Source organism: Barnesiella sp. ET7 (assembly GCF_024733785.1).
Lineage (GTDB): Bacteria > Bacteroidota > Bacteroidia > Bacteroidales > Barnesiellaceae > Barnesiella > Barnesiella merdigallinarum.
Genome location: NZ_JANRHM010000007.1, coordinates 39,874 through 63,850 on the forward strand (window position 1 = coordinate 39,874; position 23,977 = coordinate 63,850).

The window sequence follows — 23,977 nt, forward strand, 5'->3', positions numbered from 1 at the left end:
TCCCCTAATCCCGACTACAAAACAATCTCGTCTCTTTTGGATGAAATCGAGTGAACAGATATTCGCTCCACTCGATATTCAAGTGAATTATACCTTATTTTTTTGAAAATATCTATTTAATTACCAAGATGATAATCCGAACTTATACCCTTATGTCCCTATACCACTTGTTCACGCAATCTTCAACCAACGGAACAGTATATCCTTTGCCCATGCCATCACAAACGAACCAGCGAAAAGAATAGGCACTATTATAAAGAAATAGATTCCAAACTGCGACTGATTGACAAAATAGCGCTCCATGAAATAGGGATAGACCAACGCATCAAATATATAACAACAGAGATACATATCGAGCGACAACAGCGAAATCTTAGTCAAACTCTTGCGCAACACCAGCGACTTGAAATCGGTCTGATAGAACAACAAGAAAAAGGCTATTGCCACAACTGTCCCGAATACTCCCCAAGGGCCACCGGCTATTTGAATCAAAGTATGATTGTGAACAAACAACACATTAAATACCGGATTGATCATACACAACAATAACATTATCAGCCACAACTTCCAACTATCTACACGAGGTCTATACTCGTGAATATAAGAACCAGCAAAGAAGAATGTCAACGGATAACAAGATGCCCAAAAGCCTGGGGCCAAATGCAATCCATATCGATTAAACAAATCGGGCAAGGCGGTCATCACATATAGAGTCAATATCAAAATCTGTTTCTGCCGCTGAGTGGGTATCGCCTTGTACATCATATTCAAGAAAGGGGTCAACAAAAACAACCCTATCCACATCTCGATGTACCAGGCATAAGGTATTGCCGAAAAATCGAATATCTTTAGAATCCACTTCAACCACGACAAATCTTCGTGCAAATAATACTTACGAAACAGAATCGTTATGATCGAAAAGAAGAGGTAGGCAACCAATACCCGTATACAACCCTTGTAATATCGCTTTGATACGGTCTTATTCGTATTCAAATAACCTGTCAACAAAAGGAAAAGAGGAACACCAATTCCAAAAAACATACGAAAGATTGACTGGATAAACAATGCCGTTCCTTCAAAAATTGTATTCTTAAATGGGGTATTCAACCAAAAGTGCCCAGATATCACAAACAAAATTGCAAAACTACGAATTAAATCCAATCCTATAATTCGAGTCTGGCACGATTTTTGCCCCCCCTAATTTGTTGTATCATATTGTATTATACTATTACTCTTTTACCAATTCTTGAAACAAACTATCCCACTTCTTATAAATTACCTCCGATGAGTATTCCCGTTGTAACTTTTCGAAAGCCATCTGCCCCAATCGTGCAATCTCATCTGTATTATTCCACAACGAAACGATTTGCCGTTCCAAATCGTCGAGATTATTAGGCTCGAACAATTTACCAATAGCCGAATCGCCCCGACCGATAATCTCGATAAATCCCCCATGTGCTGGCCCGATTGTAGGCTTACCATAGCAGGCAGCCTCGAGAATGGCCATAGGGAAACCTTCGTAGCAACGACTGGGCATCACTACAAAGCGAGCTTGACGGATAAAATTGGCCAACTCTTTTTTTTGTAAATACCCCATAAACTGTACATTATCGGGAATCTCAATATCGGTCTGCTCACGCTTGGCTCCGGCAAATCGGAACTGAATAGCCGGATTTCGACGGGCAACTTCTACCAACAGATCATATCCCTTTTCATAGCTTAATCTTCCAATATAAGCCACATAATTCCCATCGGTCGGCAAATAGGACTCTGGAGCATCTACACTATTGGGAATCACCCGTATCTTCTGTGCATCATACCCGGCAGCAATCAACTTCTGCCGCTGAAAATCAGTAATACAAGCAAAGGCATCTACATTCTTTCGATACGCCCCAGTCCAGCGAGCATAGACATTGCGAAGAGTATATCCCAGCGACTTCAAGCGACTATGTTCGCAGTTATATCGCACACAACTCCATTCATTCCCCCGCTCCAAACAAGTCTCACAAGGCATACCATTGCGCATAAACAAACCCGTAGGACAAATCAATCGAAAGTTGTGAACCGTCATTACTACTGGTACCCCAGCCTTTTTACACTCAAAGAGAGCCGCCGGGCTAATAAAGGGATAGAGATTATGTACATTCACCACATCGGGACGCTCCCGACGCAACGCATCTCGCATTCCATGCACCCCGGAGGGAGAATAGATACCCGATAAGAAGCCTGCCACCTTACCGACAGCCGACTCCCTCACCCCCTCGGTCGTTCGGCGATAAAACGCCACTTCATGACCGTGAGCCGAGAGCATTGCAGCCATCTTATCGACCACAGCCTCCTCGCCACTATACTTCCCATAATTGTTATGTACCAGTAGGATTTTCATTATCGGCCAATACAATGATAAACGAAACCTAATTCGCTCATCTCCTGTACATCATATATATTCCGACCATCAAACACCACAGGGAGTTTCATAGCCTTTTTAATAACCCCCCAACTAGGCATTCTAAATTGTTTCCATTCAGTAAGTAATACCAATGAATCCGCATCCAAAACAGCATCATACATATCAGGAGCATATTCTACAACCTCTCCTATTCGCCTTTTACATTCATCCATGGCAATAGGATCATAAACCTTTACTTGACAACCTGCCTGCAAAAGATTCTTTATCATTACCAATGAGGTTGCCTCACGCATATCATCAGTCTCTGGCTTAAACGAAAGGCCCCAAATAGCAATAGTCTTTCCATTTAGTTGATTCTCGAAATATCGTTGCAACTTCTCAAATAAAATCGATTTCTGATGCTCATTAACCTCTTCAACAGCTTTCAAGACTCGCATATCATAGCCATTAAGTTCTGCTGTTTTTATCAAAGCCTTTACATCTTTCGGGAAACAGCTACCTCCATATCCGCAACCTGGATATAAGAACTTATTTCCAATACGAGAATCAGCACCAATACCTTTTCGTACCATATTTACATCAGCCCCCACCAACTCACAAAGATTTGCTATATCATTCATAAAGCTAATGCGAGTAGCCAACATTGAATTTGCAGCATATTTAATCATCTCGGCCGACGGTATATCTGTAAAAATAACTCTAAAATTATTCAGTAAAAATGGACGATACAACTTGGTCATCAATTCTTTTGCGCGATCCGATTCTACTCCAACGACCACTCTGTCGGGGCTCATAAAATCCTTAATGGCAGCACCCTCCTTCAAAAATTCGGGATTACTTGCCACATCAAATTCTATCTTTACATTACGTTTATCCAACTCCTCTTGAATGGCAGCTTTGACTTTTTTAGCAGTTCCTACAGGGACTGTACTCTTTGTGACAACCAAAAGATATTTATTCATATAGGTGCCAATTGTATGAGCGACCTCCAATACATATCTCAAATCGGCACTACCATCTTCATCGGGAGGAGTCCCCACGGCACTAAATACAATCTCCACATCATCTAAGCATGTTGATAAATCAGTCGTAAACTTCAGACGTCCTTCCCGATAATTTCGAAGGACCATTTCGTCAAGTCCCGGTTCATAAATCGGAATCCGTCCATTTTGTAGATCTTCGATTTTCTGCTTATTGACATCTACACATATTACATTTGCCCCCATTTCGGCAAAACAAGTACCTGAGACCAGACCAACATATCCGGTACCAACAATTGCTACGTTCATAATAACTAAATATGTAAGATTTTTCTAATTTTACTATATATTCTCAACAACATCGAATGATAATGATAACACTCCTTTTCTATTTCCTTATTTGGTAAAATATTCCTATCAAAAGAGAATTCAAATGAAGGCTCCATATCCATATTGGTTTTAAAACGGGAATATCGTTGCTTACAATTCGTTGCATTCTCACCAAAGCCCTCATTATTCACTTTGGAAAGAAACGGACATATCGAATACTTACCCAACTTGAACTGATTATAACAGAATCGTATCGCCCAAGAATGGTTACGTTCCTCCATATAATCTTTCAACATGGCAAACATATCACTTCCATTCTTATTAAACGCCTTCTGTCTTTTCCTATCAACAGTCAATTGATTCCAGTCTTTAATCTCCCAATCTATCTGTTGCCACCGATCTTTCCATGTAGCCCATCCCCAAGACGAAGACCGACCAGATAAATAGACATCCCCAAGATAGTCTTTAGGACGCTTTATTTTAAGGCCATATCCACATATAGAAATAATACGATTATCCGTTTCATAAAAATCCAAAGCCGCATTCATATAAGACAGAAAATTGGGAGTAAAGACTAGATCGTCCTCTAAGACAATAGCCTTACCATATTTCTCGATAACAGCACTTACTCCTGCGATAATTGATTTACCCAATCCTTTATTAACCGATGATATGAACACATTCGGTGTGACTGCTTTTGCAATTACAATAACCTCATTGACCTTATCTCGATCATCATCTGTTCGAGGTCCATCGACATATATAAATTTCTCCGACTCTTCATACAAAGGGTTCTGCCTCAAAGAGGCTATCATCCTCTGTAATGAATTTGGTCTATTAAATGCAAAAATGACAATAGGAGCTAACATGATTGTTTATTCTAATAAGTATATCCGCTTATATAAATCGATATATTCCAAAGCCTTATCTCCCATTCTAAATAGATTGCTTTGTTTTATATATGTAATGGAATCACACGTCCCTGTCGTTTCCTTCTCTTGATAAAGTTCATCAAAACGTCTTACCATATTATCTATACTATCTACTATATTTCTCTTATCTCCAATAACTTCACAAATTCCGCCACCATCATTTAAACAAATTGTAGGCTTTCCTTTATGCAAACACTCTAATGCAGCCAAGCCAAATGTTTCTGTAGTTGAAGGAAATACACAAACATCCATAATTTTCTGATAATACGAAACCTGTTTTTTATGCCCTACGAATAAAACTTTTTCTTCTATCTTTAAATCTTTAGCAAGTTGCTCTAAATTTTTCCTTTCTCCCCCCTCTCCAACAATCAATAAACAAACATTTGTCTTATTCCTACACCATATAGAAAAAGCCTTTATCAGTATATCAACTCTTTTCAATCTAATAAGATTGCACGTGGTCCCTATTATAAACTTATCTTCCAGGGTAAATTTCTCTTGTTCTGTAACTTCACTTTGATCGAATGGAGGTTCTATAAATTTTGCCCCATTATATATTAAACAATTAAACCTGGCATGTAATCCATAACTTTGCCAAAAAGACTTCGTATAAAGAGAATTATACACCTCACAATCAACCCTATGATTAATAAACCATTTAAAAAGGTTCCATTTAATACAATCAGTTCTATGTCTTACTCGACCTTCACCCAACACACTATGATGAGTAAAAATATACTTTCCCTTATCAAAGAATGAAAAGTAGCATAGCCCAGGTATAAATACATGCCAATGAACTATATCATATTGTTTTTGTATATTTCTAAAATACCTATATTGTACAAAATTTATCCTCTTCGGTTTTATATTTCCCCAATAGATTGGGACTTCCAAATGGTTAAAAGCTTTCTCCCATTGGGCTTTTTCATGCGTACATATAAAAATAGCCACAGATACATCTGGAACTTCTTTTTGATACGATACAATATCTAAGACAAATCTTTGAATGCCTCCGATTTGTAAATTAGGAAGTATATGCAAAACTTTCATCCGATAATTCTTTTAAATAAATCGTTAACAATCCTTACTGGTAAAAACCATAGCACTAAATATATATAAATCCGCCACTCGCTCGGATTATAATAAATAGTTCTATAAATATTGACAATTGCATTTTTACGTTCACCCCCTCTCAAAAACAAACTAGCTCTTATTTTATACCACCTACCAATATATTTTTTCAATGATTTTTTTCTTTTCCCTAAAGAAGGATCAAATAAAAGGGTTTCCAGTCTTTCACCTACAATATTCCCCTGAGGTATATTTACAGGTTTAGAATTAACTCCATAATCGACTTTAAGACAATATATAGAACAGACTTGACGAGTATATGCAATTTCATTTCTAACCGCTAAATTTGCCCATGTCAATAAATCCTCTCCATGAGATACATCCGTTGGGAATCCTCCTATTTCCTGTATTGCCGATTTCCTTACCATAATAGAAATAGAACATATTGGAGGATGCGAGCAACTGGCTACCTCAAAATAATTAGAGAGGATTCCATCTTCACCTGTAAAAGGTAACTTACGAATAATCGTCGGAGTTACTTTCCCCTCCGTATCTCGAAATTCATAATTACAAGCAAAAACATTGCAATCGGGATATTTTTGAGAAAGCTGATACTGGGTCTCCAAATACTCCGGCTTCCACTCATCATCGGCATCCAAGAAAGCTATCAAATCACTTTTTGCCTCCTCAATACCCCGATTCCGCGCATCCGATACCCCGGCATTCACCTGATGAATCAATCGAATTCGTGAATCACTGAATTTTTCTACCTCGGAGACACTACCATCAGTAGAGCCATCATCAACTATCACGACTTCAAAATCTTGAAAAGTCTGATTAAAAACGGACTGCAATGTATGAGCAATCTGTTTCTCTTTGTTGTATAAAGGAATAACTACGGATATCATTATTATCTACCTTCACTTTTAATCAATCCCAACATCATACCATAAAAACCGAATGGATAGGAAAGTGTAGCCATCGAATAATTAACCACATTGTCACTATACAAAGTAAGGGCAACGCCAGCTATGCTACTTCCAGCCACAATAGCACATATTTTTATGGCTATACTAGAGGCCCTTTGATAAACAATAAAACTATGAACGAGTACAGCCAATATTACCAATAAATATAAAACGAGTCCTATAATTCCACTATCACATAACATTTGTACATAATCACTATGTGGCACTTTCAATCCTCCAAATACAAAATTACTATACATATAGCTCTGCACACTACCTATTCCAGAACCGATTAACTCTTTCTCCTCATAAAAACGATTCTCCAAATGCTCCCACATGGCAAAACGGGCATTACTCTCAATATCATCTTTAGAGAGTTCACCTTGCTGAAATTGCTCAATAGAAACATTTTTGCTATCCTTAAACATCTTTTCCTTTAGGCTAGGAATAGTAAATACAGCTATAACTGCAACCAACATAATACCCACGATAACTGGCAAAGATTTCAGTTTATACTTGAAGAAAAAGAAGGTCATCAGGGCCAATGTTGTTCCCATAATACTGGTACGGAATACCCATAATATACAAGGTAGCATAAACAAGATACATAACAAAAGATTCTTTTTCTTCTCTTGTGTATAATAAAACAGAGCCAAAGAGAAAACACACATGGATATATAATTGATAGCTCTTGCTGTTCCATACCAAAATACTCCCGGGAAAAGGCGACCAATATAAGGAATAAATGCTACTGCAATGGATATAATTGCTACCATACGAGCCCCTATTCCTGCCTTAAGGAATACTTCCTTATCACGCACAGCAGCCGAAGCAAACAGCATAATCAGTAGCGGATAGAGATACTTCAGAATAACCCGGAATCCATATCCGGGTGCCGGGGTATAGCTCAACCCTACCACCAACCAAATAATATAAATCAGATAAAATATAATGGCCGGACTCCATTGGGGAGTTCGTTTACAAATGAACAGTCCTACTAAGCAAAACACCTCCAAAACCATTAGGCGAATAGCCATCAAATCCAATCCGGCAGGAGCCGAAAAAGCCAACAATCCGGTCGAAAAGGTCAGTACCCAAAACATCTCGGGTCCATCCATCACCATCTTCTGCTCCCGATTCAGAGGATTGATCATTACCCCTTGCTTCATTGTCAGGAACTTTAACCCGACCAAAGTGATTATCAAGAAATATAGATAATTGAGTAGATACATATTTATCTATTCATCGGTATCAACCGCTTATACAAATCGTTAAACAACCGGGAATATCGGTCGAACCCATATCGGCCCACATACTCCAAGGCAGCCGTCGAATAGCGCTGTAACAAATCGACATTCCCCACCAACGATTCTATCTTATCGACCATATCGTCGATAGATTCAGGGGTATGCAACAGCCCGATTTCCCGATCTCGCACAACCTCGGGCAGGCCCCCCGTGCGCGAGGCCACTACCACACAACCGTTGGCCATCGCCTCGATTGCCGTAAGCCCGAATCCCTCGCTACGCGAAGGCATCAGCACAACATCCATATGACTGTACCAATCAGACAACCGCTCCTGAGGCTGCCGTCCGGCCCATTCAATGCCATCAGCACAACCCAATTCTTGAGCCTGATGCTGCATTCGTGCTCGTAATGAGCCATCACCTACTACAATCAAGCGAGTATCGGGATATTTGGCTCTTATTCGGGCAAAAGCTGGAACCACCAAATCCATGCCCTTAATCTCTTCCAATCGACTGACAACCCCTAAAGTCACAGGCCGGCTGAAACTGCGAGCCTCCCGCCGAATCGAAAATTCGGCAGGAAGAGCGTTGTAAATCGTAAAGTGATTACGTCGTTTCAATGGTGTATTCTCACTATACAGCTGCGAAGAACCGAAGAACGATTGCTCGGCCAGCTCGGTAATGCAAGTAAACGCTCTCACACAATGTCGCTGAATGAAATGAACCAACCGCAGATTGGGATATATATCGGCCGCCGTATGAGCCGTAGCAATAATTTGCCGAAACCCCAACAATCGCAAAAGCAAAATGGGAATAGCCCCAGGCGCCATATATTGCACATGAGCCACATCGGGCTTATATCGTTTCAATACCTTTCGCAGACCTTTATAAAGAAACACGATTCCTCGCCAGCCCCCAACCCGAGCACCCGTCGGACTAAGACAGACCACCTCACTGCCCGACCAACGAAACCGGGCGACCATATCATCGCTATACTCAAAATAGCAAACAGTCACCACCCGATGCCCCCCAGCTACAAGAGCCTGAACGAGATTCAACGTCTGTATCTCCGTTCCACCTGTCATCAAGCATGGTATGCAAACAAGGATTGTCATATTCTATGAATGCAGCTTTTGTCTAAATTTACATTTATAATAACACAATACAGGATTTAGATCCTTAAAATTGATATTGATAAAACATTTCGTTCTCAAAAAGTCTCTTATCCATGTCCATAATGAGATAGTACCATCCTTTACATAAAGAAAATCCAAAGAATAATTCATCATATATACTTCGTGGACTTTATTTTTATCAATTTCCATATCCGGAGTTAAATATAGGGCATGCAAATTTGCACCAGCTACTGTTGCAGCATATGCCAATCCCTCATTCCGAAAATTCACCTCCATAAAATAATTTTTATTGTCTTTATGTAAAAATTCCACACTAAAAGGGCCATAATAATTAGACCGTTCCAGGAAATGAGAAACGCCATGTACATCAATATCCAATTCCTGTATAGGTTTGAACAATCCATAAGCGCCAGCTCCTACTAACCATGGATAATGACGAATCTTTCTCACAGCACCGGCAATATAAACTTCCTTCTCTGTTCTCACTCCTATACAATCCAGTTCATACTCTTTATCAATAAACTCCTGCACAATAAAATCAGAACAATGACTTTCCTTGTCCAAAGCATCTTGAACTTCACTCCGATTCTGACAAATATGAATATCTCCTTTTTCTCCTTTCGTACTATTAAGAGGTTTTAAAAGAATCGGATACTTCACATAAAGGTCTTCAAAACGATCAGAGCGATGGAAATTTATAGACTTAGGGACTGTTAATCCACATTCTTCTGCCAATTTACACTGTGCATCTTTATTAAACAACCCTCCTATATGTTTTCCCCGTGCGGGAGTCTTATAATAAGGCGATAACTCAGACTCTTGACTGTCTATAAACACCGCGGCTTCATCAAAACTGCAAATTATATATTGTATCCATTTGTTATCTCTCAATTGTTGCAATATGGACAAACACTCTTCTATTTTTTGAATATGATAGGTCTTACTTTTCTTGAGATATTTACTTTTCGACACAAAACAAATATCCTCATCACATTTAAGAATCAAAATTTGGTCAATATGAGCTTCACCGAGGCTACGAACAACACTTAATGTATTATTTGTAGAATCACCTATAATAATAGCTCGCCGTCTAATTTCTTTCATTATTTTATTCTAAAATAAAGTTCTTTTCTCCATCGATTTGCCCAAACAAAGACAGAAGGTAAGACTCCTGACCAAGGATTGCCACAAGGAGCTTTCGGCTTTATGTAGGCATCGATTGCTTCATTCTTACGAGAGAGCTCCTCTTCAGTCATCGTTAAGACAAATGCCTTTTTTCTATCGATATTCCAAACATTGTAATACCAAAACCACACACAATATTCATAAAAAGAGACACCAGACGTCTCTCCTGCTAATTTTCGAACGATTCGTCCTGCTTCCAAATGATCGCTCCACCCCTCACCTTTATGAGGCACAAAAATCGCCTTTGGCTGTAACGTCTTAATCAACTTTTTCAGGAGATCTGTTTCTGAGCAATCAAAAGCGATACAACCATCTGGATAGTCTAGGAAATGAAGATGCTCCAACGATAGACCTAATATCTCAGCGGCTTTTCGAGAGAGATTACGTCGAGATTCTATCAAGGTAGATTCATCAATTTTACAACAACCGGCATGACTCTTGCCTCCTCCCGATAAGATAGCGACATCTACTTGCTTACCTTCATTCAACAATCGTTGTATTAACCCCGAGCATCCCAACACCTCATCATCGGGGTGCGGTGCTACAATCAATACGCTATTCGGCATTACCAATTTTGAAGAATCTTGGAATAATACACGAAAAAGTAAGACTCTTATTCGACGAATAAAATCTTTCACGACAGTAGTTCTTTATAAAGGTCTACAACTCTTTGTGATGAAAAGTTTTGATATAATAGATTTGTATCATACTCTTCAAAAAGTTTTCTCTGCTCCCAACTCTGATAAAGTTTCAATAACCCCGACTTGATAGACGTATACTTTTCGTTATTAACCGCAATACCACCACCATATTGAGATAGCATGTCTTTTGCAAAACCTTCTTGAGGAGAAACAGCTAAAATTGGTCTGTTTAGTTGTGCATAATCGGTAAATTTACTAGGGAAAAATATACCCTTGTTCATCTTAGCTTCCAACAAGACAAGCACATGATAAGACTGCATTTTTTCCAATGCTTCCAAATAAGGGAATCCTCCAATAAATGAAACATAACCATTTAATGAGTATTTCTCAATCAATTGTTGAGTATAATCATTTATATGCCCCATAATATCCAGTTTTATCAATGCATATCCTTCATCTATCAATTCCCGAATAGCTTTAAACAGCAACTCTGGATTTCGCTCCGAAGATAAATTGCCCGAGTGACACATATATAATTTATCATCGTTAGGAGAATTTTTCATTCCATGTAATAAACTATCGGGCATTGCTATATGTGGTATTACAGCATTCCTTTTATTCTTCAAAAATGGATAATACTCCTGAAAGTGATTCAATAACCAATTAGAGGGGAATGTATTGATTGTTGCATGAGACAGACAAAGCTTATTATATCTATCCAAAACACGATATACTCTCTCCGAAAAATGATGAGTATATGGTTCTGGCCAAATTGTAGAAGCAGGATCATTCCAGTTAGCCACCCATTTCACCCCTGTCTTTTTTGCAAACTTGTATCCCACAATATGAGGTATATCATTGGGAGATCTTGTAATTATCACATCGTAGTGGTTCTTTTTATGTAACTCTAATGCTTTTTGATATGCCCTTCTAGCCCAACGAATGCCATTAATGGGGAATCCACACATGACCATGCTCGATGTAAGCAAATCATACATTCTACTCAATTTTCCACCTAAAGGATAAGAAATTTCATATGTCTGTTCCTTCAATGCTAACCAAGGAGCTTGCCACTCTGTACTATATGTAGGACCTTCATCTTTCTTAGAAATAACATCTATATTCCATCCGGCCTCTTGCAATGCGTAAACAAGCTTACCATTACATAAGTTTTCTGAAAATGTATATGGTAGATAGCCAGTTGCTATAAATAAAACTTTCATCTATGCACGGTTTATATTATAACCTATAGAAATCACTTTATCAGTTGCTCTACGATTCTTTCACATGCCTTACCGTCTCCATAAGGATTCACAGCTTCACTCATAGTTTGATAGTATTGAGCATCCTCTATCAATTGTGAAACCTCTTTCACTATCTTATCATAGTCTGTTCCAACCAGTTTAACAGTCCCTGCCTCTAAAGCTTCTGGACGTTCTGTCGTATCGCGCATAACCAATACTGGCTTCCCCAATCCCGGAGCCTCTTCTTGAATACCTCCGCTATCGGTCAAAACGATTGCTGATTTTTCCATTAAATATACAAACGACAAATATTCAAGAGGCTCAATAAAAAACATATTTTCATACTGCTTCCCATCGAATGCTTCATGAATAGGCTTCCGCACATTGGGATTCAGGTGCATCGGATAAACAAAATCTACATTAGGATAGGTTTCTACCAATGTCTTTATGGCTCGACAAATTTGGGTAAATCCATCCCCGAAATTCTCACGACGATGCCCCGTAATCAAAACCATCTTCTTGCCTTGCGATAAACGGACTACATCATATCCGTTTTGCAAAAGCTCATTATTTAATGTTCGATCCAACTCATCGTCGTTTTTTATTCTATCCACAACCCAATAAAGAGCATCAATGACCGTATTCCCCGTCACAAATATATGATTCTCATCTACCCCTTCATGTAACAGATTTTCACGACTTAAAGGGGTCGGTGCAAAATGATAAGTAGCAATACGACCTGTCAATTGACGATTAATCTCTTCAGGCCATGGACTATATATGTTGTGCGTGCGCAAACCGGCCTCAACATGTCCAACTGGTATTTGTTGATAGAATGCCGCTAATGCTGCGGCCATAGACGTAGTTGTATCTCCATGAACCAAAACCACATCAGGTTTCACATCCCGTAATACGTCTCTTAACCCGACCAATACCCGAGCAGTCACATCATACAGATCCTGCCCTTGCTTCATAATATTCAAATCATAGTCGGGCTTAATATCAAAAATCTGTAAGACCTGATCTAACATCTCCCTATGCTGACCGGTCACACATACAACTGTCCTAAAATCGTTCGGGTATTGCTGAAATTTTTTTACCAAAGGAGCCATCTTGATGGCTTCCGGGCGTGTTCCAAATACCAATAATATTGTTTTCATTTTTTGCCTAATTAAGGAATTTATTATTCAGTAAAACATCTAATTTAAATATATAACCTTTTTTAGATCTCCCAAAATTTTATCCGATAAAACACGAGCTTTACTAAATAAAGACACTCCAACCTGATCAAGCTCAGATTCAATGTTATCAAGTTTATTCATTAATATTTCACTTGAAAGATTTTTATCAACTACACAATAAAAAGAAACCGAAAACTGCTTCATAAACTCCTCGGTTTTAGGATGATAAGCTATACCAATAAGAGGAGTTCCAGTAGCAAGAGCAAAAATTGTTGAATGAGTTTTGTGTCCGACAAAAATTTGACATTTCGCAACTTCTCGTAAATGTTCATCTGTAGGTAAATCTCTATCAATAAAATCGCACTGGTTTTTATTATCAATCCTACTTATAATATCCAATATGACAGGCCGATCATCGGGCAAAGAATTTTTCAACTCCATAGGGAAAAATCGAACCAGATACCCCTTATCTATCGCATAATTTACGAATGATGAAATACACTCTACATATTGTTCTCTATTTTCCTCTTTAAGTTGTGTACTATATATAGCTATTCCTATTCTCTTTTCTCTCGCACTAGGATACTCATACGTCTTAAACAAAGAATTCAAACTCAAAACAGACTCATAAGTATCTTTAATTTTAGAACTTGATATACCTAATTGGAGCAAATATTGTCGAGCAACATCCTCTCTTACATATAAAGATATACACTTTTGCAAAATTTTCTGCGTAAGAATCTGATTTCTTTTATTATAGAAAACAAATGGGCCAAATGATTGAGAAAAACAACTCAAATTTTTTCCCACCGAAAGAATAGCCATCGCATCAAAATTTATAGAAGAGACCAAGTCTCTCGACAGAATTGTCGTAAAATGATGACCTCCAACACTGATGACTACATCTGCTTTTTTTGCGATTCTATAAAATATCGGATTGATTAATAATGTATTAACTAATCTGGAACATCCATTTAAATAGCATTCCCGCATAAGTGTAAATGTATATTTTTTTAGTCGATTAATCTTATTCCAATACCATCGACATCTATCAATCCTCTCATAATCCCAAGCTGATGGAATAAATTCTATTTCTTGTTCCTTATAATATTCATAGTTATCCCACAATTCCGGAGAAGAAGTGGAAACACTAATATGAACCGAGTTGTCCAATGATTTTATCATAGAGCACATCGCGAACAAGACAGCTCTGTCACCCTTGTTCCCAGCATACTGATGAATTAATAATATATTCATTCTACATTTTTTCTTATAGGTGTTAAATAACGATATAAAGGATAACCAAGTACGGCACAAAAAACAATAATACAATCATCAGGAATAGACAATAAACTTTTTAATTGAAGTTCTTCTTGTTTATTTTTTTGAGCCCAAGACAAAACAGTTCCTGATACACCAAATGTTTCTGCTGCTAAAAAGAGATTCTGAGCCCCTAAACTCACATCAATATAAGGTAAATACATCTCACTGGGCCAGACATACCCTCTGACATTTGCAGTAAACACCCAAAAAGAAGGTATATAATCGCTAAAACCTGTACCGCCTTTACAACATGCCAAACACTTTTTTGATAAGTCAGGATTATTCGTAACAAATAGTTGTATCGGCTGTTTATTACAACTACTTGCAGCCCAATTTGCGACCTCTTTCAAATGTCTTATCACATCTTCTGAAATTCGTTGCTCCTTAAATACCCGATTAGACCGCCGTTGCTTAATTAATGAAAATAAATTTTCATAACTAATTTGCGATGTTACAGATTCTCCACAAAATGGTTCAAATGATTTAGGATCTCGCTGAAGCATTTCATACTTTTTCAACTTCGACTCTGCCCATATATATGTGGCATCTTTACTATATTTTGTTTTAGACAATTTTCCTATCAGTAATTTCAAGTTCTCATATACACTTTTACTATGTCCTGGTTCAGCATCTCTTCTATGCAAGCCCTTATCTAATATATGTGCATATTTACGCATCAAAAGCACATCTTTTTCAGGACTATCTAGCAAAGATAGATTCATATACTTTTCGGCATCCTCTATAATTGATTTATAATATGATGGAACTATAATAAATCCATTTGCAACCAATTTATAATACTTAAATGGTAACAATCGTCTTAATATTTTAGCAACAAATGATTTTAATCTTTTCATTTCTTTTTATTTATAAATCTATATAAAAAATTTTTCATTCCCGATGTAAATACAAATAATAAAATCATGCTACTAATCGAATATAACAATACGATTATACCAGCATACAAAATCCAAGAGAGAAAAGAGTGCGATGGATTTATATCAAGTATGGGTAAAAAGAATAACTCAATAGCAATCCATGGAATAAATATCAACATCACATATTTTATCCAAGTTCCCCAATAATAGAATACACTTTCTTTAAACCCACAATGATATAAAAAATAAGGCTTCCAAATTCCAACAATGAGTATTTGACTTACTATTCCACCCATTAGTACTCCTGGTAATCCATATAACTTACCACAAATAATAGCAGTCCCAAGATTTAACACAATCTCTGCAACAGGAGCCCAAACATCACGAAATAGACCATACCCATATAAGAATTGCATTACACCTCCTCGAGTATAACTTATAAATATACTAATCGTTATTAAAACAAGAATTATATGATCTAATATATACTCTTTTCCTAACCATAAAACAATAAACGGGTCTATTAAATGATAGATTGAGAAACAGATCGTTCCAGCAATAAAATAACGTGCACTGAGCAACTCCCAAAACACAGATTTTATTTTAGACTTATTCCCTTCTGCTATTAAATTTCCAATACCAGCCCCAGTACTTTCCAAAAATGTATTCACAAAAACAGCCAACTTATCTGTTATAATTGTATAATTACCATAGAAAGCTACTACTTTTAGATTTACAAATGTATATATCAAAAACGGAGTAGTTTGCCATTGAACTATGCCACTAATTTTTTGCACAAACAACTGCTTGGTGTATTTCATCACCTCCGGATACTTTTTGAACAACTGCTTACCCAAGCGGACTTCACTACGAAGCCAAGGATAAACTTGATTGATCTTCCAATTAAGTATAAAGGAGTAGATAATACCAAATGTCAACTCTATAGCGACCCACAGATAGTAGCTGCCCGTGTAGTAGGCACTTGCCATTTGGATAAGGGTCTTGATAATCGTTGCCGTTTGGAAATAGGCAGTGACCACGTAGTTCTTCTGATCGGCTCCTAAAAGGGTTTGCTTGTAGTTGGCAAAATAGCCGATTAGCGATGATGCCAAAAAGGAGAAATAGGCAAAGAAGATGATGCCCATCTCGAATTGGGTATTGGGAAATATCAGGGGGAGGAAACAAGCCAATACAAGACCAGCGCCCAAGATGATAAATCCTATCCAACGATAGAGATACCCAAAGACAGAAATAATTTCGGTGATTTTTTCTTCATCGTGATCGAATAGTGGTTTGTACAATACATACCCAATAGCTGTACTAATACCCAATTCGGCCAAGTTTAAGAATCCAAGGAGATTCTGCAGCGTTCCTGTGAGACCTACGAAGTCGGCACCCAGGGTATCGAGAAATATTTTCCGCGAAAAGAACGAAAGGATAAGAGTCAAAAAGTAGAATATGAGATTGACTCTCGCATTCAACAGTGACTTTTTGACCCGCGACTCTTGTTGAGGCATAGACTACTACTCTCTTACAAACTACGATTAAAGTGATACTACAAACAAGATTATCCTCTAAAAATACGGACTATCTTATGCGCCCATTTATAGACGACGTTACGTTTTTTCTTTCGCCCTTGATCGGCACCATAGCCATAGCCGTAGCCGTAACCGTATCCATAGCCATATTTCTTGCTCTCCATATCGATGCCATTGAGCACGACGGTGAGGTTTTTGAATTTGTTCTCTTTGTAGAGTTTCTCCAATTCGGGCAGATAGCGACGATCCAAGACACCAGAACGGATAACATATATCGTAAGGTCGGCTACACGACCAATGATACCAGCATCGGCAACAACCATGGCGGGTACACAGTCGAGGATGACATAATCGTACAATTTCTTCAACTCTTCGATCAAGGCCGGGAAACGGTCGCTCATAAGCAGTTCTGAAGGATTGGGCGGCATAATTCCGGCCGAAATCATATCGAACTGTTTGTGAATATTACTGGGTTGTATCAGTTCGGCTACGTTGTTGTTTTTGCCCGACAGCCAAGTAGATACGCCATTTTTCGTAGTCAAGTCCAACGTCTTGCTCAAGGTCCGTTTACGCAAGTCCATATCGAGCAGGATAACTTTCTTGTTGGTCATGGCCAGTGTTACCGCAAAGTTACGAGAGACAAAGCTCTTACCCTCACCGGGAATAGTCGAGGTGAACATAATCACACGGGCTTTGGGCGCTACAAAATCCATATTGGAACGCAACAGACGGAACGACTCAGCTACACTGCTGGTCTTATTCTCGGCCACGACAATAGCTTGCTCTCCCTTCTCCTCTTTCATTGATGGAATCTCGCCCAAGATAGGCATCGACGTATAGTCTTCCACATCCTTACGACCTCTTACGCTCGTATTCCACATCAGGCGCAGCAACTGGATAGCCAAGGGAATAATGAGACCTATGATAAATGCACCCATCAAGAACATTCTACGAGCCGGAGCTACGGGTGCCGACGAACCAAACGGAGTTTCTATCACTCGAATATTGGCTTCGGTAATAGCCAACTGCATGGCATTCTCTTCCCGTTTGTTCAGCAAGAAGGTATAGAGAGCCTCTTTTATGTTTTGTTGACGCATGATACCCAAGGCCTGCTTTTCCTGTTGGGGTACCGACTCGATATAATTCAAAGTTTGTTCCTCGACCTTGCGGGCCTTCTCCAGCTTCAGTTTCAACGTAGAGATGTAGTTGCTCAACGAAGAGGCCAAGTTGATTCTAACCGAAGCCAAGTTCTTGTCAAGATCACGTACCAAAGGGTTGTTCTCTCCCGAATTGGCAGCCAGGCGCTCGCGTTGCAGCAGCATCTCATTGTAGGCTTCTATCTGGCTTTGCAAACCAGCATCGCCCACCCCCGACACATTCGGTATCAGCTGTTTATTGTCTTTATCATTGGTGAATGCCCGCTGTACGGCTTGCGCGATAGCATACTCGGTTTCAAGTTGTACCAGTTCAGTACGCATCTGGCTGTTCTCACTCATAAACTGATTGGCTGAAGCATCGATACTGACAATACGATTTTTCTGTTTGAAATCGGTCAATTCATTCTCGACATCGCCCAACTCCCGGCTGATAATCTCAACCCGCTCGTTGATAAACTTGGCCGTACTGGTAGCTATGCGGTTTTTATCTTCGATAATGGTTTCACGATACACATCGATTAAGGCCATCAGAATAGCTTCGGCACGAGAAATATTGGAGTCGACACAGTTAATCTGGACCAATGTCGTACGCTCACCAGCCAAGGCAGCCGAAATCAACGAGTGATAAATATCGGCTGCCGTATTCAAATCCATACGGGAAACCTCGACCGGGACATTGTAATATGCCGGGAGGAACTCGGGAACCGACTCAACTACAATGCGACCTGCATCCGAAACAAGGGTATCGCCAAAAGCAATCTGCTGGTTGCCTTCGTTGGTTTTCTTTCCTCCTACATTCAACTCCTTCAACGCATAATGATTCTCATCAATCGGCGATACTTTCATCGAAACCGGCAACGTATAGGCATCGAGGAAATGGGCCCGAAGGGGGGACTCGGCATATAACTGCTTGTTATGTAAGAAATCTTTTACCTGATAGGTTACGTCAAGATTCAGACGCTCCACGACCTCGCGCATCAGTTGACGCGATTGCAAAATATAGATTTCGTTTTCTACACCGCTACCCGATATACCGCCATTCAACTCCAGGAGAGCCGACATATCGTTATTCGATTTATTTTCGGCTTTGACCAACATTACTGCACTCCGCTTGTACAGAGGTGTCTGCATGGACAAATAAATCCAAGCAACCGAGACACACACGGCAACCGATAATACAATCCAATACCAGTTGTCGAATATCAACTCGACGATATCACGCAGGGTTATACCCCCTTCATTCTTCTTCTCGTTTTTAGTTTCTTGAATGAGCTCCATATATAGAGAAATTACTTGTCTTTTAATACTATAATCATTGATACGATAGATAATACCGAAGCGATAACCGATAAGATACTGCTACTGGCCGAAACAAACGACAGGGTAGCACTACCCTTCACCCCTATCGACTTGTTGGGCTGTACATACACAACATCGTTTTGCTTCAAATAGTAACAGGGCGAAGTCAGTACCTTTTCGCTCGAAGTCAAATCGACAACATAGCTTACTCGCTGGTCACCCTCCTCGCGGACAACCAGAATATTATCACGTTTTCCCGACGGAGTAAGGTCTCCCGCCATTGTCAAAGCTTCGAGAATCGTCACCCGATCGCCTGATATAGCTTGAACTCCCGGACTGTTTACCTCACCCATTACCGTCACCTTGAAATCTTTAAGTTGAACTGTTACCGTCGGATCATTCAGATACTCACCTTCAATCAATTTGGCTTCAATAGCCTTGGCCAGTTCACCGCGAGTCAATCCGGCAGCCTGCATCTCGCCCAAAATAGGAACCTCGATTTTCCCTTGCTTGTCGACCCGAAGGCCTATTGCCTCCTGAATATTTGACGAAGAGCCCGAACTTCCCAACACCTGACTATTGGCAAAGAGCTCCAACAACTCTTCATCTTTGCTGCTGACCGTAATCAGCAACTGGTCATCGGGAACTATCTTCAACTCATAATTCTGCGCGATGGTTTGAGGCGTTCCAGACATCTCTTCGGCACCTTGCAGATAAATCATTTTCTTGGAAGGGACACACGATACCAGTCCTACAAGTATCATGCACATGAAAACTCTTGAAATATATTTCATCAGATAAAAAATAACTGTTAGCAAATCAGCGTTTCGAATCAGAAGCAGCCTTTACCTGTTTTATCCGATGGGACAGATAAAGTTGCATCACGGTCCAAATAAAGATGTCCAGGAACAACAGGACGTTGATATTTACATGAGTAAGCAACAACAAGTTCATGGCGGCAAATCCGGCAGAGATGAGCAGAATCGTAATCATGGCTGCCCGGTGTGTAAAACCTAATGCCAAGAACTTATGATGGATATGATTTTTGTCGGGACTGAAGATATTTTTATGAAAACGGGCCCGGTGCAAAATGACCCGAACCACATCGAATACGGGAGTAATCAATACCGAAAAGGCAATGACAATCGCATCAGGAACACGATGCAACACCGTGACATCGGACATACTGAAACGAATAGCCAGGATACTCAACACAAAGCCAATCGTCAAAGAACCGGTATCGCCCATGAAGATTTTACGACCCCGAGCAGGGTTGCCGAACACATTGTAGTAAAAAAACGGAATAAGTGTACCCAGTGTCACAATCGCAAGCGAAGCATACAACCACTCTCGCTGATAGGCAAAGAGTACGGTAAAGAAGAGAAAAGCTATACCACTCAATCCCGAAGCCAAGCCATCGATTCCATCAATCAGGTTAATGGCATTGGTAATAAATACAATTGCAAAAACGGTAAAGGGAATACCCACCGAAGCTGGCAACTCATAAATTCCGAAAATACCATACAGATTGTTTATCCACAATCCCGAGGTAACCAGCAATATGGCACAGAATATCTGAACAATGAACTTTTGATAATAGCGAACGCCTATCAGATCGTCGGTAATACCGGTCAAATACAGAAGCAACAAGCTACTCAAACCAAACGAGAGTACGGCTGTATCACTGCCGCTAATTATCGATGGGAATACTTCCGGACCGTAAATTCGATTCAGGCCAGTCATCAGCGCCAATGTAAAAATTACGGCCGGGAAAAACGAAACGCCTCCCAAGCGAGGAATCACGCCTTGGTGCACTTTTCGCTCATCCGGTATATCGAACAGATGCTTTTTAAACGAAATCAATAAAATTCTTGGAATAATAAATATGGAAAATCCCAAACTGATAAAAAAAGACAACAACAAAATCGAAATATAACCCATAAAAATATTAGATTTAATTCCTCATTTTACAATATATTTTCAACACATTGACCCAATTCTATGCAGAAATATTCTATGAGACATAGACTTATTATTATCCCCTTATCGTAGAAGGAAAGAATCAGCTCTAACTGATAAAAAGCATTTCAAACAACCATTATACCGTTATAAACCAAACGGTTAGGCTTAACGGCCTATTTAAACACTTTTACATTCTCTGGGGACACCGAGAAGAGAATTTCCCGGTCTTCTAAAAAATCCAACACCAGCCAAATTCTCCTTTCCCTATCGCAGAAGAGAGGAGGCAATTTGGGTTTTGCCGTATGTTCTTTCATCTACCCAATTGATGATTGACAAATCGATCAAATCTACCGATGTATAAGAACTTTATTCTCCAAAACAGGGATGCAAACAGTGAAACAATTAGGACTAATTATCTCATCTAATTCCCCTATTTCCAACAGCTGCAAAGGTAAGGACAATTCTAAAAACAGCCATAAAAAAACTTATAAAAATATTATTATTTTACACTTTTCTCATAAATATCTTATTTATAGTAGATTATATAATTCCCCCATTTCTTGCAAAGCACCAACATACACCTAATTCACAAAATCGGCAGGCTCCATATGCAATTTATTTAGTTTAATTTTGTTAATATTATTTATATGTTTTCTTCCCGAAACATCTCTCTTTTCCTCTCTTGTCCCAATTCTTTCTCTGTGAAGGCTACAGTAGCCCGACAAACTATTATCTTTGGTCTCAAATTTTACCGAACAAACAAATTCTCTACAATGAAAAAGATTATAAACCCCTGGATTCGACTCGAAAACGAGGGATACAACTGCTTCGGCTGTGCCCCTCACAATCCCTACGGATTGAGAATGGAGTTTTACGAGGATGGCGACGACATCGTTTCGTTCTGGACTCCGACCGACAACTACCAAGGTTGGCTGCACACGCTGCACGGTGGCATTCAATCGCTACTCATCGACGAGATTGCCGGCTGGCTCGTAGCTCGAAAACTCCAAACCTCGGGCATGACTACCCACCTGGATGTCAAATTCAAAAAGTCTATCCCCACGGGGAGCGATATTACTCTGGAGATACGGGCGCATCTCACCGAAATCAAACACAACTTTGCCTTTATAGCCGCCCAAATCAGTTGCAACGGCCAGGTTTGTACACAGGGCGAACTGACCTACTTCTGCTTTTCGAAAGAGAAAGCCCAGTCGGAGTTCCACTTTACCCATTGCCCCACGATCGACGAGATTGAATAATCCCCTTTGAAAGCGCACGGCCCCCACGAGTTGAAATTCTCGCGGAGGCCGTGTGTCATATTCTCGATGCAGTCACTCCTCTCCCATTTCCGAGAGAGATTAAGCGAACTCTTACAGTTGATAAATCAAATAACCGGTATAGATCACATAGGCAAGAATCATTACAATACCCTCGGCACGAGTAATCATGCGCTCCTTGTGGTACTTTCCTACGAAGAACATCAATACCGAAGCTCCCAACAGATAGAGCAGATCGAAGTTGGTGATGCCACCCAGAGGCAGCGGCGAGATAGCAGCACTGGCTCCCAACACAAAAAAGACATTGAACAGGTTGGAACCTATCACATTACCGATGGCAATCTCGGGATTTTTCTTCAAAGCCGCTACCACCGAGGTTGCCAACTCGGGCAGCGAGGTTCCCATGGCCACCAGCGTCAGACCGATAATCGACTCGCCTACTCCCAGCGAACGGGCTATCTCGCTCGACCCGTCGACAAACAGCCGGCCGCCGAATATCAGAGCCGCAAGTCCGCCTATGATGTAAACCACACAACGCCACACGGGCAACGATTTGATTTCGGCCGACTCCTCGTCGCTATAGTTATGGGCAATAGCAAATGTATAGCCCAGGAAAATCAAGAAGAAGCAGAGCATAAGTAACCCGTCGGCCCGGTTGATGACATTCTCGGTGCCGGTACCCAAAAACAGGTCATTGGCACAAATGAGCACGACTACCGACGAAAGTATCGCCAGCGGAATCTCTTTCGTCAGCGTACCCCGGGTAATGCGAATCGGTGCCACTACGGCCGTCACCCCCACAATCATCAGGATATTGAAAATGTTGCTTCCCACCACATTACCAATTGCCAGTTCGGCACTGCCATTGATGGCCGAAACCACGCTCACCGTCAACTCGGGAGCCGATGTCCCGAAGGCTACAATCGTGAGACCTATCACCAGCGACGATATGTTGAAACGCTTGGCCAAAGCGGCAGCCCCGTCCGTCAAAAAATTGGCCCCCGACAGAATCAAAACCAACCCCACAAGCAGGAGTATCACATGTATTATCATACCTATTCTTTTTTTATGTTTTATATGGGAACAAAGATAGCGAAAGGCGAGAGCAGAGGCAAATGGAAAACGAAGTTTTCAACATTTGACTATGCCAAGCCGCATCCTATCTTATGTAAAGATAGCGAAAGGCGAGAGGAGGTGAGAGGAGAAGCAAACCAAAAT

At 39.9% G+C, this 23,977-nt stretch carries 20 protein-coding genes; 1 reads left to right on the forward strand and 19 read right to left on the reverse strand.

Going from position 1 to position 23,977, the window contains the following annotated elements; translation table 11 throughout:
* Window positions 1–171: 171 nt before the first annotated feature.
* From NW211_RS05800 to NW211_RS05885, 18 genes are all read right to left on the reverse strand, one after another.
* Window positions 172–1,161 (reverse strand): acyltransferase, encoded by a 990-nt coding sequence (locus tag NW211_RS05800; protein WP_258327239.1) that lies wholly within the window; start codon window positions 1,159–1,161, stop codon window positions 172–174.
* Between the two features lie 67 nt (window positions 1,162–1,228).
* Complete coding sequence (locus NW211_RS05805; protein WP_258327240.1) at window positions 1,229–2,386, reverse strand: glycosyltransferase family 4 protein; 1,158 nt, start codon at window positions 2,384–2,386, stop codon at window positions 1,229–1,231.
* Window positions 2,386–3,699 (reverse strand): UDP-glucose/GDP-mannose dehydrogenase family protein, encoded by a 1,314-nt coding sequence (locus tag NW211_RS05810; RefSeq protein WP_258327241.1) that lies wholly within the window; start codon window positions 3,697–3,699, stop codon window positions 2,386–2,388. Before NW211_RS05810 ends, NW211_RS05805 begins: the two co-directional genes overlap by 1 nt.
* A gap of 5 nt (window positions 3,700–3,704) precedes the next feature.
* On the reverse strand, window positions 3,705–4,589 hold the full coding sequence (locus tag NW211_RS05815) for a glycosyltransferase (protein WP_258327242.1): 885 nt from the start codon (window positions 4,587–4,589) through the stop codon (window positions 3,705–3,707).
* Window positions 4,590–4,595: 6 nt separating this feature from the next.
* A complete protein-coding gene (locus NW211_RS05820; RefSeq protein WP_258327243.1) occupies window positions 4,596–5,702 on the reverse strand; it encodes a glycosyltransferase in 1,107 nt (368 codons plus the stop codon).
* Complete coding sequence (locus tag NW211_RS05825) at window positions 5,699–6,631, reverse strand: glycosyltransferase family A protein (protein WP_258327244.1); 933 nt, start codon at window positions 6,629–6,631, stop codon at window positions 5,699–5,701. The genes NW211_RS05820 and NW211_RS05825 overlap by 4 nt, the downstream gene beginning before the upstream one ends.
* A gap of 2 nt (window positions 6,632–6,633) precedes the next feature.
* On the reverse strand, window positions 6,634–7,923 hold the full coding sequence (locus NW211_RS05830; protein ID WP_258327245.1) for an O-antigen ligase: 1,290 nt from the start codon (window positions 7,921–7,923) through the stop codon (window positions 6,634–6,636).
* 2 nt (window positions 7,924–7,925) lie between these two features.
* Entirely contained in the window at window positions 7,926–9,053 is a 1,128-nt protein-coding gene (locus tag NW211_RS14170) for a glycosyltransferase family 4 protein (RefSeq protein WP_258327246.1), read from the reverse strand.
* A 3-nt stretch (window positions 9,054–9,056) separates the two neighbouring features.
* The gene (locus NW211_RS05840) at window positions 9,057–10,178 is read right to left on the reverse strand and encodes an ATP-grasp domain-containing protein (protein WP_258327247.1); all 1,122 of its coding nucleotides are present in this window, start codon (window positions 10,176–10,178) and stop codon (window positions 9,057–9,059) included.
* Window positions 10,178–10,897: a PIG-L deacetylase family protein gene (locus tag NW211_RS05845; RefSeq protein WP_258327248.1), complete on the reverse strand. Its 720-nt coding sequence runs from the start codon at window positions 10,895–10,897 to the stop codon at window positions 10,178–10,180. The genes NW211_RS05840 and NW211_RS05845 overlap by 1 nt, the downstream gene beginning before the upstream one ends.
* Window positions 10,894–12,123: a glycosyltransferase gene (locus NW211_RS05850; RefSeq protein ID WP_258327249.1), complete on the reverse strand. Its 1,230-nt coding sequence runs from the start codon at window positions 12,121–12,123 to the stop codon at window positions 10,894–10,896. The genes NW211_RS05845 and NW211_RS05850 overlap by 4 nt, the downstream gene beginning before the upstream one ends.
* Window positions 12,124–12,155: 32 nt before the next feature.
* Entirely contained in the window at window positions 12,156–13,304 is a 1,149-nt protein-coding gene (gene wecB / locus NW211_RS05855; protein ID WP_258327250.1) for a non-hydrolyzing UDP-N-acetylglucosamine 2-epimerase, read from the reverse strand.
* Window positions 13,305–13,343: 39 nt separating this feature from the next.
* Window positions 13,344–14,582 carry a polysaccharide pyruvyl transferase family protein gene (locus tag NW211_RS05860; RefSeq protein WP_258327251.1) on the reverse strand — a complete coding sequence of 413 codons (1,239 nt, stop codon included), beginning with the start codon at window positions 14,580–14,582 and terminating at the stop codon, window positions 13,344–13,346.
* Complete coding sequence (locus NW211_RS05865; RefSeq protein WP_258327252.1) at window positions 14,579–15,505, reverse strand: nitroreductase family protein; 927 nt, start codon at window positions 15,503–15,505, stop codon at window positions 14,579–14,581. The genes NW211_RS05860 and NW211_RS05865 overlap by 4 nt, the downstream gene beginning before the upstream one ends.
* Window positions 15,502–17,043: a lipopolysaccharide biosynthesis protein gene (locus tag NW211_RS05870; protein WP_258327253.1), complete on the reverse strand. Its 1,542-nt coding sequence runs from the start codon at window positions 17,041–17,043 to the stop codon at window positions 15,502–15,504. Before NW211_RS05870 ends, NW211_RS05865 begins: the two co-directional genes overlap by 4 nt.
* A 50-nt stretch (window positions 17,044–17,093) precedes the next feature.
* The gene (locus NW211_RS05875; protein WP_258327254.1) at window positions 17,094–19,499 is read right to left on the reverse strand and encodes a tyrosine-protein kinase; all 2,406 of its coding nucleotides are present in this window, start codon (window positions 19,497–19,499) and stop codon (window positions 17,094–17,096) included.
* 11 nt (window positions 19,500–19,510) lie between these two features.
* Window positions 19,511–20,284 (reverse strand): polysaccharide biosynthesis/export family protein, encoded by a 774-nt coding sequence (locus tag NW211_RS05880; protein WP_258327255.1) that lies wholly within the window; start codon window positions 20,282–20,284, stop codon window positions 19,511–19,513.
* 55 nt (window positions 20,285–20,339) lie between these two features.
* On the reverse strand, window positions 20,340–21,461 hold the full coding sequence (locus tag NW211_RS05885) for an MraY family glycosyltransferase (RefSeq protein ID WP_258327256.1): 1,122 nt from the start codon (window positions 21,459–21,461) through the stop codon (window positions 20,340–20,342).
* Window positions 21,462–22,255: 794 nt separating this feature from the next.
* Here NW211_RS05885 and NW211_RS05890 point away from each other — a divergent pair.
* A complete protein-coding gene (locus NW211_RS05890; RefSeq protein ID WP_087407548.1) occupies window positions 22,256–22,741 on the forward strand; it encodes a PaaI family thioesterase in 486 nt (161 codons plus the stop codon).
* A gap of 111 nt (window positions 22,742–22,852) precedes the next feature.
* Here NW211_RS05890 and NW211_RS05895 read toward each other — a convergent pair whose 3' ends face one another.
* Entirely contained in the window at window positions 22,853–23,806 is a 954-nt protein-coding gene (locus NW211_RS05895; protein ID WP_258327314.1) for a calcium/sodium antiporter, read from the reverse strand.
* Window positions 23,807–23,977: the final 171 nt, after the last annotated feature.